Consider the following 14,190-nt stretch of genomic DNA (forward strand, 5'->3'; position numbering starts at 1 on the left):
GGTGATCTTGATGTGCTCGGGGCAGACCTCGGTGCAGCACTTGGTGATGTTGCAGAAGCCGAGGCCGTGGTCGTCCTGCGCGATGTTGCGCCGGTCGGCCTGGTCGGCCGGGTGCATCTCCAGCTCCGCGATCCGCATCAGGAAGCGGGGGCCGGCGTAGTCCTTCTTGTTCTCCTCGTGGTCACGGATGACGTGGCACACGTTCTGGCACAGGAAGCACTCGATGCACTTGCGGAACTCCTGCGAGCGCTCGACGTCCACCTGCTGCATGCGCAGCTCGCCCGGCTCGGCGTCGCCCGGGTCGAACGACGGGATCTCCCGCGCCTTCTCGTAGTTGTACGACACGTCCGTCACCAGGTCGCGGATGACGGGGAACGTCCGCATCGGGGTGACGGTGACGGTCTCGTCCGGCTCGAAGGTCGACATCCGCGTCATGCACATCAGCTTCGGCATGCCGTTGATCTCCGCCGAGCACGACCCGCACTTGCCCGCCTTGCAGTTCCACCGGACGGCGAGGTCGGGCGCCTGCGTGGCCTGCAGCCGGTGGATGATGTCGAGGACGACCTCGCCCTCGTTGACCTCGACGGTGTAGTCGGTGAGCTCACCGGAGCCCTCGTCGCCGCGCCAGACCCGGAACTTGGCCTCGTAGCTCATCGGTCGCTCTCCTCCTCGTCCGCGGCGGCGGTCGCACCCGACCCCGCGGCGGCCTCCGCCTCCTCCGTCCTGACCTCCTCGGCCAGGGCCTTCGGCAGCTCCTCGGGCGTCAGGTACTTCTTCAGCTCGTCGTTGTCGAACAGCGCGAGGAGGTCCTCGCGCATCGGGGCGAGCGGCTGCCGGGTCAGCTCCACGTGCGGGGACGCCGGGTCGCCGGCCAGCGAGCAGACCAGGTTGATCTTCCGCCACTCCGCGGACATCGCCGGGTAGTCGTCCCGGGTGTGGCCGCCGCGGCTCTCCCGCCGCTCCAGCGCCGCCTTCGCGATCGCCTCCGACACCAGCAGCATGTTGCGCAGGTCGAGCGCGAGGTGCCAGCCCGGGTGGTAGCCGCGCCCGTCGCCGACCGCGACCGGCTCGACGCTCACGTTCGCGACCCGCTCGCGGAGCTTGCCGAGCGCCTCCAGCGCCTGCTTCAGCTCCTCTTCCCGGCGGATGATGCCGACCAGCTCGTTCATCGTCTGCTGCAGCTCGGCGTGCACGGCGTAGGGGTTCTCGCCGCCCTCCCGCTCGAACGGCGCGAGCGCCTCGGTCGCGGCCGCCTCGATCTCGGCCTCGGGGACGGCCGGGCGCGCGGCCAGGGCGTCCACGTACTCGGCCGCGCCGAGCCCGGCGCGGCGCCCGAAGACCAGCAGGTCCGACAGGGAGTTGCCGCCGAGCCGGTTGGAGCCGTGCATGCCGCCGGACACCTCGCCCGCCGCGAACAGGCCGGGGACCTTCGCCGCGCCGGTGTCGGGGTCGACCTCCACGCCGCCCATCACGTAGTGGCAGGTCGGGCCGACCTCCATCGCCTCCTTGGTGATGTCGACGTCGGCCAGCTCCTTGAACTGGTGGTACATCGACGGCAGCCGCTTGACGATCTCGGCGGCGCCGCCCGGCATCCGGTCGACGACGGTGAGGAACACGCCGCCGTGCGGGGATCCCCGCCCCGCCTTGACCTCGGAGTTGATCGCGCGGGCCACCTCGTCGCGGGGCAGCAGCTCAGGGGGCCGCTTGTTGTTGTCGGGGTCGTCGTACCAGCGGTCGCCCTCCTCCTCGGTGGTGGCGTACTGGTCCTTGAAGACCTCGGGGATGTAGTCGAACATGAACCGCTTGCCCTCGGAGTTCCGCAGGACGCCGCGGTCGCCGCGGACCGACTCGGTCACGAGGATGCCCTTGACGGAGGGCGGCCAGACCATCCCCGTCGGGTGGAACTGGACGAACTCCATGTTCAGCAGCGTCCCGCCGGCGAGCAGCGCCAGCGCGTGCCCGTCCCCGGTGTACTCCCACGAGTTGGAGGTGACCTTGAACGCCTTGCCGATGCCGCCGGTCGCCAGCACCACCGCCGGCGCCTCGAACACGACGAACCTGCCGGTCTCGCGGACGTAGCCGAACGCGCCGCAGATCTTGCCGTCGGCGTCCTTGAGCAGGCGGGTGACGGTCGTCTCGGCCCACACCTTGAGCCTGGCCTCGTAGTCGCCGTACTCGGCCTTGTCCTCCTGCTGGAGGGCGACGATCTTCTGCTGGGCGGTGCGGATCAGCTCAAGGCCCGTCCGGTCGCCGACGTGCGCCAGCCGCGGGTACTCGTGCCCGCCGAAGTTGCGCTGGCTGATCTTGCCGTCCTTGGTGCGGTCGAACAGCGCGCCCCACAGCTCCAGCTCCCAGATGCGGTCCGGGGCCTCCTTGGCGTGCAGCTCCGCCATCCGCCAGCTGTTCATGAACTTGCCGCCGCGCATGGTGTCGCGGAAGTGCACTTGCCAGTTGTCGTTGGCGTTGACGTTGCCCATCGCGGCGGCGGCGCCGCCCTCGGCCATCACCGTGTGGGCCTTGCCGAACAGCGATTTGGAGATGATCGCGGTCTTCTTGCCCTGAAGGCGCGCCTCGATCGCCGCGCGCAGCCCGGCGCCGCCGGCGCCGATCACCACGACGTCGTACGAGTGCCTCTCGATCTCAGTCATGATTCCTTGGCCTCAGTTGAAGATTCGCGGGTCGTTGAAGGCGCCGCCCGCGACGAGCGCGATGTACGCGTCGGCCACCACCAGCGTGCCGAGCGTGATCAGCGCGTACGTGCCGTGGCTTTCGTTGATCTTGGACACCCAGCCCCACATCCGGTACCGGAGGGGGTGCTTGGAGAAGTTCTTCAGGCGCCCGCCGACGATGTGCCGGCACGAGTGGCACGACAGCGTGTACAGCCACAGCAGGATCACGTTCACCACCAGGATGACGGTGCCGAGCCCGATCCCGAAGCCGCCGTCCTTGCCGTGGAACGCGCGGATCGCGTCGTAGGTGTTGATGAGGGAGATGAGGACGGCCGCCATCCAGAAGTAGCGGTGCAGGTTCTGGCCGATCAGCGGGAAGCGCCGCTCCCCGGTGTACTTGCCGTGCGGCTCCTTCACGGCGCACGCCGACGGCGACGCCCAGAACGACCGGTAGTACGCCTTGCGGTAGTAGTAGCAGGTCAGCCGGAACAGCAGCAGGAACGGCAGCGAGACGGCCGCGAAGGGGATCCAGCCGCGGGTGCCCGCCGGGAGGAACGTCCCGAACTCCGCCGCGTCGCCGGTGTGCCCGTCGACCGTGACGTTGTTGCAGATCTCGTTCAGGCACGGCGAGTAGAACGGCGTCAGGTAGTGGTACTGCGGCACGTAGAACGCGGAGCCCCAGAATGCCCGCACGGTCGCGTAGACCACCCACGCCGTGAAGATCACGAAGATGCTGAGGGGGTACAGCCGCCAGTTGTCCTTGCGGAGGGTTCGTTCCTTGATCTGGGCGCGCGTCCTGGACGGCGCCTCCACAGTGCTCATCGATCGCTCTCCTGAGCTCGGGTCGTCGTGTCCCCGTACCACGGTCCGCGCGCACCATGCGGGCGCCGCGCCCCGCCGCCGGCCCCATCGCGCGATCGCGCCGTGAGCCGTGGCCATGCGTCCCGGCGGGGGCCGCCGCTCCGGCGGCCGCGGGCCGGTGCCGCAAGCGGGCGGTGACGCCTCGTGTGCGCTTCCAGCGAAGCGACCCTACGCCACCTGCCGGGAGCTGTGACATACATAACAGCCAGACCCGCATGTGAGCCTGACCACAGACTTTAGCCCCGTCCCAGGCCCGCCGCACGGTCCGCCGCCCATAACCAGTTGTTATGGCACAGCGGAATCGAGATGAGCGCGCTACGGAATGACCGCACGGTCGCCGCACCCTGGATCACCCGCCGGCCCGCGGCGGCCGGTCGGACGGCGGGACGGCCCGATCCGGACGCGGACAATTTCCCGGTTCTGTCAACAGAACAGACACGTCGAGCATCCAACTAGGGGATGCTCCCGCTCCCCGCGCGCCCCGCCGCATCCATAGAATGATCAATCGCCCTGAACCGCCCGCCCCCACCGGGGCCCGTCCGAGACGTGACCTATGAGCGACGAAGACCCCGGCCGCGACGATCTCGCGGGGGACAAGGCCGCCCACACCGCCCCGGAAGCCCCCGAGCCCGCCCAGAGCGGCGCAAAGCCGGACGGCGGCGACTCCGAGGACGCTGCTCCGGCCGAGTCCGGCCAGGACGGCGGCGGTACGGATTCCGAAGGCGGTACGGATTCCGAAGAACGAGGAACTTCCGAAGAACGAGAAACCGCCGCCGGCGAGGACGGCGAGTCGGGTGCCGCCTCGGCCGGGCCTACTTCCGATCCGAGTGACGGCGCGTCGGAGGGCGAGGAGGGCGCGGAGCGAGCCGACGGCGGCTCCTCCCCCACCGCGGACACGCCCGCTGCCGGTGAGGGCGGTGGAGGCAGGAAGCGCGGCCGCCGCCGGAAGGTGCTGCGGCGGGTCGCGATCGGGGCGGTCGTCGTCATGCTGCTCGGGGGCGGCGGGGCGGCCTGGCTCTACCACGACCTCGTCGGCGGCATCGAGCAGGAGCACGTCAGCGACAAGCTCGGGACGAACCGGCCGAAGAAGCTGAACAAGTCGCTCAACATCCTGCTGATCGGGTCCGACACCCGGGAAGGCGAGAACGCGCGCTACGGCGCGGCGGCGGGGTTGTCGGGGGCGAGGTCGGACACCACGATCCTGCTGCACCTCTCGCCGAACCGCGACCAGGCCATCGGGATCAGCTTCCCGCGCGACTCGATGGTGAAGATCCCCGAGTGCAGGAAGGAGAAGGGCGGGACCGTTCCAGCGCAGTTCGGGATGCTGAACGCCGCGTTCGCGTATGCCGGCCCCACGTGCACGTGGAAGACCTTGGAGTCGCTCACCGGCATCCACATCGACCATTTCGTCCAGGTGGACTTCGCCGGGTTCAAGCGGATGGTGGACGCGCTGGGCGGCGTGGAGATCTGCGTCGACAAACCCGTGAACGACCCGCGAGCCGAGCTGTACCTGAAGGCGGGCAAGCAGACCGTGAAGGGCGAGCAGGCGCTCGGCTACGTCCGGGCCCGCTACTCGCTCGGGAACGGCTCCGACCTTGAGCGGATCGAGCGGCAGCAGAAGTTCATGGCGTCGGTCGTCGACAAGGCCACGAGCAGTTCCGTCCTCACGGATCCGGCCAAGACGTACAAGTTCCTCAAGGCCGCGACCAAGTCGATGACCACCGACGACGACCTCGACCTGGCGGCGATGCGGAAGCTGGCGGACGGCCTGAAGGGGATGAGCGCCGGGCAGGTGCGGTTCGTGACCGTCCCGGTGGAGCGCTACGCCCCGGACCCGAACCGCGTCCAGTGGAACCAGGAGCTGGCGAAGCCGCTGTTCGAGGCGATCCAGCACGACAGCGAGCTGCCCGCCGAGCCGGCGAAGCCGGTGAAGGCCCAGCCGGCGCCGCCCGCGCCCGGCAAGGTGCACGTCACCGTCGTCGATGCGGGCGGCAAGGACAAGCTGGTCGAGCGGGTCGTCACGCAGCTCAAGCGGCGCGGCTACAAGGTCGCGAAGAAGGTCGAGAAGGGCGCCGCCGCGGCGGAGAGCCGCCTCGTCTACTCGCCGGCGGCGGAGCAGCAGGCTTCGGCGCTCGCACGGGAGGTCCCCGACGCTCTGCTCACCCCGGACGCGCAGGCGCCGGAGGGCGGGGTGCGGCTCGTCATCGGCGCGAACGGCGTCCGTCTCGCGCCGCCCGCCATCAACAGGATCGGCGGCGGGGTGAAGGGCGGCCAGAAGCTCTGCAAGTGACGTCTCAGGCGGCCGCGAACGCCAGGACGGAGACGAGCGCCCCCGCGAGCATGCAGGGGCCGAAAGGGAACTCGCCCTTGCGCGTCCGCCGGACGATCATGATTCCGGCGGCGGCGAGGCCGCCGAGGAGGTAGGTCGCGAGGAGGCCGAGCACCCAGGCGTCCCGGCCGAACCAGCCGAGGTAGAGACCGAGCACGCCGGACAGTTTGACGTCCCCCATCCCGATCCCGGACGGGACGATGAGCGCCTGCGCGAAGTACAGCGCGAACAGCGCGGCCATGCCGATGAGCGCGTGCCCGAACCGCTGCGGCCCGTCGCCGGTGAACGGCGCGGCCACCGCGAGCAGCGCCGCCGCCAAGCCGTAGGACGGCAGCGTGAAGCGGTCCGGCAACCGCTTGACCTCGACGTCGATGAAGCCGAGCAGGACGCCGACCGCGGCCAGGTACAGCAGCGCGGGGAGGACCGGGTCCGCTCCGGGCCGCCACCCCAGCACGCCGAACAGGACGGCCGTGGCCGCGCCCATCAGGATCCGGTGGCGGCGCGGGACGCCGCCGACGTACGGCGCCGCCATCGGCGCCATGAGCAGCCCGGCGGCGAACCCCGCCGGCGGCAGCACGAACGCGATCACCGTCTCTCGTCCCGTCCCGCGTCACGCCAGGTGGGCGGCCAGGGACGCGATCCCGATGGCCGCGAACACGCAGCCGGCGGCCACCATTCCGGCCGAGCCCGCGAGGGCGCGCCCGGACGAGGTGTCCATGCGCGCCTTGCGCGGGTCGCGCGGGTCGTACAGGACGCCGACCTGGTAGCCCTTGAGCCTGAAGAGCTCGTAGGAGCCGGCCCGGGTCTCACCGACCGTCTCGATGTCCGCGCCGTCCAAGGTGCGGAAGCGCAGCACCGGGAAGTACTCGTAGGAGTCGGTGGTCGACGTCCGATGGACCCCGGCGACGATCCCCGGGACGCGGTGCGCCGCGGCGAGGAACGCGCGGGACGTGCGGTAGCGGTGGACGCCGCCGGCCGCGAGGGCCGAGCCGAGCAGCAGCGGCACGATCACTAGAAGCCAATCCGACATCACCGGTACCCGCCGCGCTCATCCGATCCGGTCCCGCCGCGCACGGCCGGGTCCCGCCGACCCGCGGCCTCCCCACAACGTACAGCACCGCCCGGGCGCCGCCCGCGCACTCCGCGCGACCCGTCCCGGCCTACCGCGCGGCCGCTCCGGGTGCGGGGCGGGCGCAGGCTCTAGAGTCTGTGTGTAGGCCCGACACTGGAGACGACGGCGATGACGAATCCTTCGGACCCCGGCCACCCACCGCGCCCGCAGGCGCCCGATCCGGCCGGAGGCCCGTACGGTCCGCCGCCGGGCCGGCGGCAGGGTCCCGTTCCCGGCCCCCGCGTGCCGGGCCCGGCCGGGCCTGGAGCGGGCCCGTACGACCAGCAGGGATGGGTTCCGCCCGAGCGGACCGACAAGGGCCTGCTCGCCGCCCTCCTGGACGCCAACTTCGACTCGCTGGTGACCCCGAGGCTGCTCAAGGTCTTCTACGTCCTGTCCATGGTGATGGTCACCCTTGAGTGCCTGGCCATCGTCGGGTTCGCCATCTGGGTCATCTCCATGGACTTCTACTGGGCGGTGGCCATCCTGCTGATCCTGGCCACACCGCTGATCTGGTTCTTCCAGATGCTGTTCGTCCGGATCCTGATGGAGGCGGTGGTGGTGCGGTTCAAGCAGGCCGAGTATCTGCGGGTCATCAAGGACAAGAGCTAGACGGGGCTGCTGGTGGGCGAGTTCGACGGCACGCCGCCGCGGGACACCCGGCGGGACGCCGGGGCGACGCGGCGCGACGACGCGCGCGTTCCCGGGCCCCGGGCGGCCGCGGAGACGACGCGGGACGGCACGGCGGCCGGCGGCGATCCGCTGATGCGGCTGCCGGCGGTGCTCGGCGAGCGGTACACGACGGTCGCGGAGCTGCCGGTGCAGGGCGCCGAGTCGGACCTGCTGCTGGTGCGGGACACCGCCGGCGGCGAGTACGTGGTGAAGATCTTCCGCCGCGGCTACCGCGCCGACCGGGACGTCTGGGCGAAGCTGCCCGCGCTCGACTCGCCGCACGTCCTGCGGATCCTGGAGACCGGGCACGCGGACGGGCGCGACTACGAGGTCACCCCGTACGTGCCGGACGGCAACCTGCGGGCGCTGACGGGGCGGGGCCCGCTGCCCGCGGAGACGGTCGGCGAGATCGCGGCGCAGCTTTCGGCGGGGCTGGCGGCCCTGCACCGCGCGGGCATCGTCCACCGGGACCTCAAACCCGAGAACGTGCTGGTCACGGCGACCGAGCCGGTGCGCGTGGCGATCGCCGACTTCGGGCTGAGCAAGGTCCTCGACCAGAGCGTGGTGTTCGCGTCGTCGTCGCGGACGCTGGCGTACGCCGCGCCGGAGTCGCTGTCCGGGCAGGTGTCGCCGGCCCGCGACTGGTGGTCGCTCGGCATGATCGTCCGGGAGCTGGCGACGGGGCGGGCGCCGTTCCAGGGCCTGAGCGAGACCGTGGTGGTCGACCATCTGGCGACGCGCCCGGTCGGCGCGGACGACGTCCCCGATCCGCGGCTGCGGACGCTGTGCCGCGGGCTGCTGACCCGCGATCCGCGCAAGAGGTGGTCCGGCGAGCAGGTCCAGGAGTGGCTGGACGGAGGCTCGCCGCCCGTCGCGGAGGAGAGCCCGCAGGCCGAGGCGGGCGACGGCCTCCCCTTCAGGGGCCGCCGCTACACGCGAAGGGACGAGCTGGCACGCGCGCTCGTCGAGAACTGGGACCACGCCGCGCAGTACTTCTTCGGACGCGGCGAGTCGGGCGAGGCATGGCGGAGCCTGCGCGAATGGCTCGCGGACATCCCGGACGACAGCCGCATAGGTCTCATCGACGGCTACCTCATGACGCGGCTGCCGCCCGACGTGAAACTGCTGCACCTGGTCCGGTGGCTGGATCCGGCGCTCCCGCCGCACTTCCTCGGCCGCCGGGTCACCGGCGACGACCTTCCGGGGCTCGCCGCGCTGGCCGGCGACCACCGGCACCCCGACCACCGCACCGCCGTCCTCATCGGCCGGGCGCTGTGGGAGCACCATCTGCTGCACGTGCTGGCCGGTTTCGAGGACGCCGGGGAGCTCGCCCGGATCGACGACCAGTGGCGCGCCCACGCGGCGGCGTGGAACGACCTCGTCCGCTGGCTGCGCGGGCAGGACGCCGTGCCGCCGGGCGCGGCGCGGCGGCTGCCCGACGCCGGGGCGGAGGAGCCGCCCGCCGTGCTGCTGGCGCTGCTCGCGCTGGCCGCGCGCCCGGCGGAGACGCACCAGCTGATCGCGGAGGGCGCGGCCCGGGCGCGCGAGGCGGTGTCCGAACCGGTGCCGTGGTTCACCTGGATGGCGGACGGCGCCGGCGACGACCCGCTGCGGCTCCTCGCGGTGACGCGCGCGGCGCCCGAGGCCGTCGTCGAGGCGGAGTCCCGGGCGCGCGAGCGGCGCAGCGAGGAGCAGCGCGCCGAGGCGTCGCGCGCCCGGCGGGCGGAGCGGGAGCGGCAGCGGCTCGCCGGGCGCGGCGCCGCCACGCTCAAGGCGGTCCTGTGGACGCTGCCCGTGCTGTTCTTCTGGCTCGCCGGCAGCTGGGTCGTCGGTTCGCTGTTCGGCGGCGGCGATGACGACGGGACCGCGTCCGTCGGTCTGCACGGCTCCGCGTCGGGCTTCTCCTTCGGCGCGCTGGCCGCCGTGTCGCTGCTCGCCTGGGCGGTGCAGTGCGGCGGCGAGGTGCTGCTGGCGCGCGTGCAGGGCAAGGACTACCTGCCCCACGGCCCGTGGTCGATGCTGTCGGGGGTCCTCAGCGCGAGCGGCCGCGGGTTCTCGAAGGCGTCCCAGACGATGTCGGGCGCCGCGCAGCGGACCGGGCGCCGCGGCTGCGGCCTCGTGCTGATCGCCGTGACGGTCCCGCTGCTGCTCCTGCTGCTCCTGCTCGCGGCGCTGACGTCCGTCGCGAGCCTGCTCTGGGTCCTCTTCATGATCGCCGCCTCCGCCGCGCACGCCGTGGCGGCCGGGGTGCGGCTGCACCGCTGGCGGCAGGCACGCACGATCGGAGGCACTCCTTGAGCAGCGGGATCGACGCGGACATCGCGCTCGACGCGGCGGTGGTGCTCAGCCTGGGCATGAACCGCCTGCTCGGGCGCGGCGCCGGGGCGGCCGGGCGGGGCGCGGAGGCCCTCGCGGCGCTCGCCGCGGGCAGGGCGGAGGCACGGGCGGCGGCGCTCGCCGAGGTCGAGTCCCAGGAGCGCGCGCTGCGCGAGGTCGTGGAGCGCAACGCGCGCATCGCGGCGCTCGCCGAGACGCGCGCGAAGATCGGCGCGGACGTCGCGCTGCCCGAGCAGTGGACGCCCGGGGAGCAGAGCGCCGAAGAGCTGACCGCCTGGTGCGCCGCCGCCGACCGGGCCCTGGACGAGGCGGAGCGGCGGCTGTCCGAGCACCTCGCCGCCCAGGTCAGCGCGCAGCTGTTCGCCGTCCCCGCCGAGGGCCTGACGGCCGGCGCCGGGAAGAGCGCGCCGCCGCCCGCCGAAGCCGGCGACGTGCGGCGCGACCTCGAAAGGATCATGACCCGGCTGCTGCCCGACGCGGCGGACGAGGAGCGGCGCGCGGTCGCCGAGGCGGCGGCGCTGCTCTCCGGCGCCGGGACTGCGGAGGAGGCCGAGAGCGTCCTGCAGGAGGTGCGGCTGCGCATCCAGGCCGCCAACCGCCGCACCGAGGAGCGCCGCGCGGAGGAGCGGCGGCGGGCGGCCGAGCGCGACGCCGCCGAGCAGGCCGAGGCCGAGCGGCGCTACGTGCTCGACTCGATCACCGCGGCGTTCGAGGACATGGGGTACGAGGTCCACGCCGGGTTCGAGACGCTGACCGCCGAGGACGGCACCGTGACGCTGACGAAGGGCGCCTGGCCCGACCACAGCGTCCGGATGCGGGTCGACGACGCCGCGCACGTCCGGGCGTCGATGGTGCGCGAGCGGCCCGCCGAGAGCGAGGACGACCGGCGGGTCGACGTCGAGCGGGAGCGGGAGTGGTGCGCGGCGTTCGAGGCGGCGCGGGAGCGCCTCGCCGGCGCCGGGATCCGCTCGGACGTGTCCTGGCGGCTGGAGCCCGGAGTGCGTGAGCTGCCCGTTTCGGCGCGGCCGCGGCAGACTAGGGCGCGCGCGGGGCAACGCGAGCGCCACCGCGAACGTCATAACTGAGGTGCCGGGGGACGTGGAATGGACTGGGGGCGCGCCCGCGATGAGCGAAGCGGACCGGGGGACGCGGGGCGCCGCCCCACCGCAGGGGAGCACAGATGAGCATTGAATCGCCGACTCTCGGGGGGCGGCTCCAGGGGTGGCCGCCGTTCGTCCGCGAGCTGGACGCGACCCTCTCCGTGCACTCCCAGTACGTCCTGTCGGGGAACCTGTACGACAGCTTCCTCACGCCGCCGGCGGAGGGCGGCGCGCCCACCGGGCTGCTGCCGCTGCGCGCCCTGCTGTGGGAGGCGCTGCGCTCCAGCGGCGCGTCCTTCATGGCCGTCTACGACCCGGTCGACGGGCTGCAGATCATCCCGGGGACCGGCGACGGCGACTCGGCGCGGGCGGCCGAGCGGCTGCTCGGCAAGATCAAGGCGGACGAGAAGCCCTCGCTGGAGGGGCTGACGCGGCTGCTGGCGGCGGTGGCCCGGCCGAAGGAGGACGTCCGCGCCGCGTTCGTGATCGACTCGGCGTCCCGGATCGCCCGCACCCCGACCGACCTGGAGCCGGCCGAGCGCGACTTCTTCCGGTTCTGCGCGCGGCTGTCGCGCAGCGCCCGGCCCGTGCGGGTGCCGGGCGCGCGGCCGAAGCCGCTCTACAACCCGATCATCTGGCTGGTGGAGCGGCCCGGCGACCTGCCGCCGTGGCTGACGACCGACAACGAGACCATCCGCGAGATCACGATCCCGCGCCCGCATCTCGGCGACCGGCAGGAGACGGCGCGGCTGCTGGCCCGCGCGTTCGGGGTCACCGACATCGGGCAGGACGAGGCGGCCGCGGCGGCCTGCGACGCGTTCGCCGAGCAGGCCGACGGGCTCACGCTGCAGTCGATGATCGAGGTGACCCGGCTGGCGAAGGAGCGCGGCGTCGGCCTCACCGACCTGCCGGACGCGGTCCGCACCTACAAGCTCGGCGTGCTCGACAACCCGTGGAGCCGCGGCCATCTGCGCCGCCGCGTGCTGGAGGGCGAGAAGCGCGTCCCGGAGCGGGTGATCGGGCAGCCGCAGGCCGTCACCAAGACCCTGGACATCCTGAAGCGGGCGGTGCTCGGCCTGTCGGGGGCGCAGGCGACCCGGTCCGGGAGCCGGCCGCGCGGCGTGCTGTTCTTCGCCGGTCCGACCGGCACCGGCAAGACCGAGCTGGCGAAGGCGATCACCGAGCTGGTGTTCGGGGACGAGTCCGCCTACCTGCGCTTCGACATGAGCGAGTTCTCCGGCGAGGGGTCCGGCGACCGGCTGATCGGGTCCCCGCCCGGCTACGTCGGGCACGAGGCGGGCGGCGAGCTGACCAACGCCGTCCGCGAGGACCCGTTCCGGGTGATCCTCTTCGATGAGATCGAGAAGGCGCACCCGCGGATCCTGGACAAGTTCCTGCAGATCCTGGAGGACGGCCGGCTCACCGACGGGCGCGGCAACACCGTCCACTTCTCCGAGTCCATCCTGATCTTCACGTCCAACCTGGGGATGTACGTCCCGGGACGCGACCTCACGACGCGGGACGCGTCCCCGTACGGGGCGCCCGAGCGTGTGCAGAACATCACACCCGGGATGCCGTACGACGAGGTCGAGCAGCGCATCAAGGGCGCCGTCGCCGACCACTTCACCGAGGTCCTCAACCGGCCGGAGCTGCTCAACCGGTTCGGCGACAACATCGTCGTGTTCGACTTCATCTCCGGCGACGCCGCGCACAAGATCTTCGACCTGCAGCTGGCGAACATCTGCCGCCGCGTCGCCGAGGAGCACCGGCTCTCCCTCGCGGTGAAGGGCGACGCGCTGTCGACGCTCCGCGAATGGTGCACCGAGGAACTGGACAAGGGCGGGCGCGGCATCGGCATGGCGCTGGAGTCGTACTTCGTCAACCCGCTGGCGCGCGCCCTGTTCGACCGGGAGCTCGTCCCGGACGAGAAGATCACGGTGACGGGCGTCCGGCGCGAGGGCAGCATCGTCCATCTGGACCTCCGATGACGGGCGGGGGCGGCACCGGTCCGTCGCTGCTGCTCGCCAAGGCGCACTACCCCGTGACCGCACTCGGCCCCGGAACCCGCGCGGGCATCTGGACGCAGGGCTGCACGCTGCACTGCCGCGGCTGCCTCTCCCGCGACACCTGGGACGCCGACCCGCGCCGCGCGGTGCCCGTCGAGACCGTTTTAGGATGGCTCGCGTCCCTGCCCGGTCCGGTGGACGGAGTGACCATTTCCGGTGGTGAGCCGTTCGAGCAGCCGGCCGCGCTGGCGGCCCTGCTGCGCGGTGTCCGCGCGTGGCGGGAGACCCCCGGCCGTGAGACGATTGAGTTGGACATCTTGGTTTACAGCGGATATGTCTACTCGCGGCTCGCCCGCAGCGGCGCGACCCGCGAGATCCTGGACTTGTGCGACGCCGTGATCACGGGACCGTACGTAGACCGGTTGAATCCGGGGGGGCGACACCCCGGCGACGGCTCCCTACTCTGGAGGGGGTCGGCCAACCAGCGTGTCGTGCCGCTGTCCCCGCTGGGGCGCGAACGGTACGGGGCACTGGCCGGCGTCGGGAAGACTGGAGAAGGAACAGGGCCCCGAGTACAGGTGTCCGTGGACGAAGGGCCGGAGGGAAGGCGGGTGTACTACATCGGGATCCCGCGAAGGGGTGACATGGAGCACCTGACGTCGAGGCTCGACCGCGCCGGCGTGCGCTCGGGGGATGTGTCATGGCGACCTTGAACTGTCCTGTCTGCGGTGAGCCGCACCAGCAGGGCGACCTGCTCTGCATGAACTGCGGGGCCAACCTGGCGCGCGGCGGGGGCGGCGCCCACCGGCAGGCGCCGGGCGGGTACGACGACCAGCAGCCGCGGGTCCCTCAGCCGCCCGGTCCGGGCGGCCAGTACGGCGGTCCGCCGCCCGGCGGGCAGTACGGGCAGCCGCCGCAGCCCCACGACCCGTACGGGCAGCAGGCCCCGGAGCACCAGCAGCCGGGCCCGCCCGCGCAGCCGCAGGACCCGTGGGGCCCGCCGCAGCAGCAGCAGCCGGACGCGTGGGGTCCGCCCATGCCCCAGCAGGGGCAGGAGCAGCACGGCCAGCCGGGGCCCGGCCAGTACGGCCAGCCGCAGCACGGG

At 72.5% G+C, this 14,190-nt stretch carries 11 protein-coding genes and 1 pseudogene; 7 read left to right on the top strand and 5 right to left on the bottom strand.

Going from position 1 to position 14,190, the window contains the following annotated elements; translation table 11 throughout:
• The 3 genes from ACIWVC_RS21580 to ACIWVC_RS21590 all read right to left on the bottom strand — a co-directional run.
• On the bottom strand, positions 1 to 654 hold a 654-nt coding region (locus ACIWVC_RS21580), incomplete at its 3' end, for a succinate dehydrogenase/fumarate reductase iron-sulfur subunit (RefSeq protein ID WP_396454478.1).
• Entirely contained in the window at positions 651 to 2,648 is a 1,998-nt protein-coding gene (locus tag ACIWVC_RS21585; RefSeq protein WP_396446598.1) for a fumarate reductase/succinate dehydrogenase flavoprotein subunit, read from the bottom strand. The genes ACIWVC_RS21585 and ACIWVC_RS21580, both read right to left, overlap by 4 nt.
• A 12-nt stretch (positions 2,649 to 2,660) precedes the next feature.
• Entirely contained in the window at positions 2,661 to 3,491 is an 831-nt protein-coding gene (locus ACIWVC_RS21590; protein WP_396446596.1) for a hypothetical protein, read from the bottom strand.
• Positions 3,492 to 4,083: 592 nt separating this feature from the next.
• Here ACIWVC_RS21590 and ACIWVC_RS21595 point away from each other — a divergent pair.
• Positions 4,084 to 5,820: an LCP family protein gene (locus tag ACIWVC_RS21595; RefSeq protein WP_396454479.1), complete on the top strand. Its 1,737-nt coding sequence runs from the start codon at positions 4,084 to 4,086 to the stop codon at positions 5,818 to 5,820.
• Between the two features lie 4 nt (positions 5,821 to 5,824).
• Here ACIWVC_RS21595 and ACIWVC_RS21600 read toward each other — a convergent pair whose 3' ends face one another.
• Positions 5,825 to 6,448, bottom strand: a complete 624-nt coding sequence (locus ACIWVC_RS21600; protein ID WP_396446594.1) for a prepilin peptidase — start codon at positions 6,446 to 6,448, stop codon at positions 5,825 to 5,827.
• Between the two features lie 21 nt (positions 6,449 to 6,469).
• Positions 6,470 to 6,889, bottom strand: coding sequence for a DUF3592 domain-containing protein (locus tag ACIWVC_RS21605; RefSeq protein ID WP_396446593.1), 420 nt, complete (start codon positions 6,887 to 6,889; stop codon positions 6,470 to 6,472).
• Positions 6,890 to 7,099: 210 nt separating this feature from the next.
• Between ACIWVC_RS21605 and ACIWVC_RS21610 the strand changes: the two genes are divergently transcribed.
• From ACIWVC_RS21610 to ACIWVC_RS21635, 6 genes and pseudogenes are all read left to right on the top strand, one after another.
• Positions 7,100 to 7,582: a DUF4282 domain-containing protein gene (locus ACIWVC_RS21610; RefSeq protein ID WP_396446592.1), complete on the top strand. Its 483-nt coding sequence runs from the start codon at positions 7,100 to 7,102 to the stop codon at positions 7,580 to 7,582.
• A 12-nt stretch (positions 7,583 to 7,594) separates the two neighbouring features.
• Positions 7,595 to 9,940 (top strand): serine/threonine-protein kinase, encoded by a 2,346-nt coding sequence (locus tag ACIWVC_RS21615; protein WP_396454480.1) that lies wholly within the window; start codon positions 7,595 to 7,597, stop codon positions 9,938 to 9,940.
• Positions 9,937 to 11,064, top strand: coding sequence for a response regulator receiver protein (locus ACIWVC_RS21620; protein WP_396446590.1), 1,128 nt, complete (start codon positions 9,937 to 9,939; stop codon positions 11,062 to 11,064). Before ACIWVC_RS21615 ends, ACIWVC_RS21620 begins: the two co-directional genes overlap by 4 nt.
• A gap of 95 nt (positions 11,065 to 11,159) precedes the next feature.
• Positions 11,160 to 13,067, top strand: a complete 1,908-nt coding sequence (locus ACIWVC_RS21625) for an AAA family ATPase (RefSeq protein WP_396446589.1) — start codon at positions 11,160 to 11,162, stop codon at positions 13,065 to 13,067.
• Entirely contained in the window at positions 13,064 to 13,798 is a 735-nt protein-coding gene (locus tag ACIWVC_RS21630; protein ID WP_396446588.1) for a 4Fe-4S single cluster domain-containing protein, read from the top strand. Before ACIWVC_RS21625 ends, ACIWVC_RS21630 begins: the two co-directional genes overlap by 4 nt.
• Positions 13,795 to 14,190 (top strand): annotated as a pseudogene (locus ACIWVC_RS21635) (hypothetical protein); the annotation flags it as partial. The gene ACIWVC_RS21630 and the pseudogene ACIWVC_RS21635, both read left to right, overlap by 4 nt.

This window comes from Actinomadura sp. (assembly GCF_044508335.1).
Taxonomy (GTDB): domain Bacteria; phylum Actinomycetota; class Actinomycetes; order Streptosporangiales; family Streptosporangiaceae; genus Spirillospora.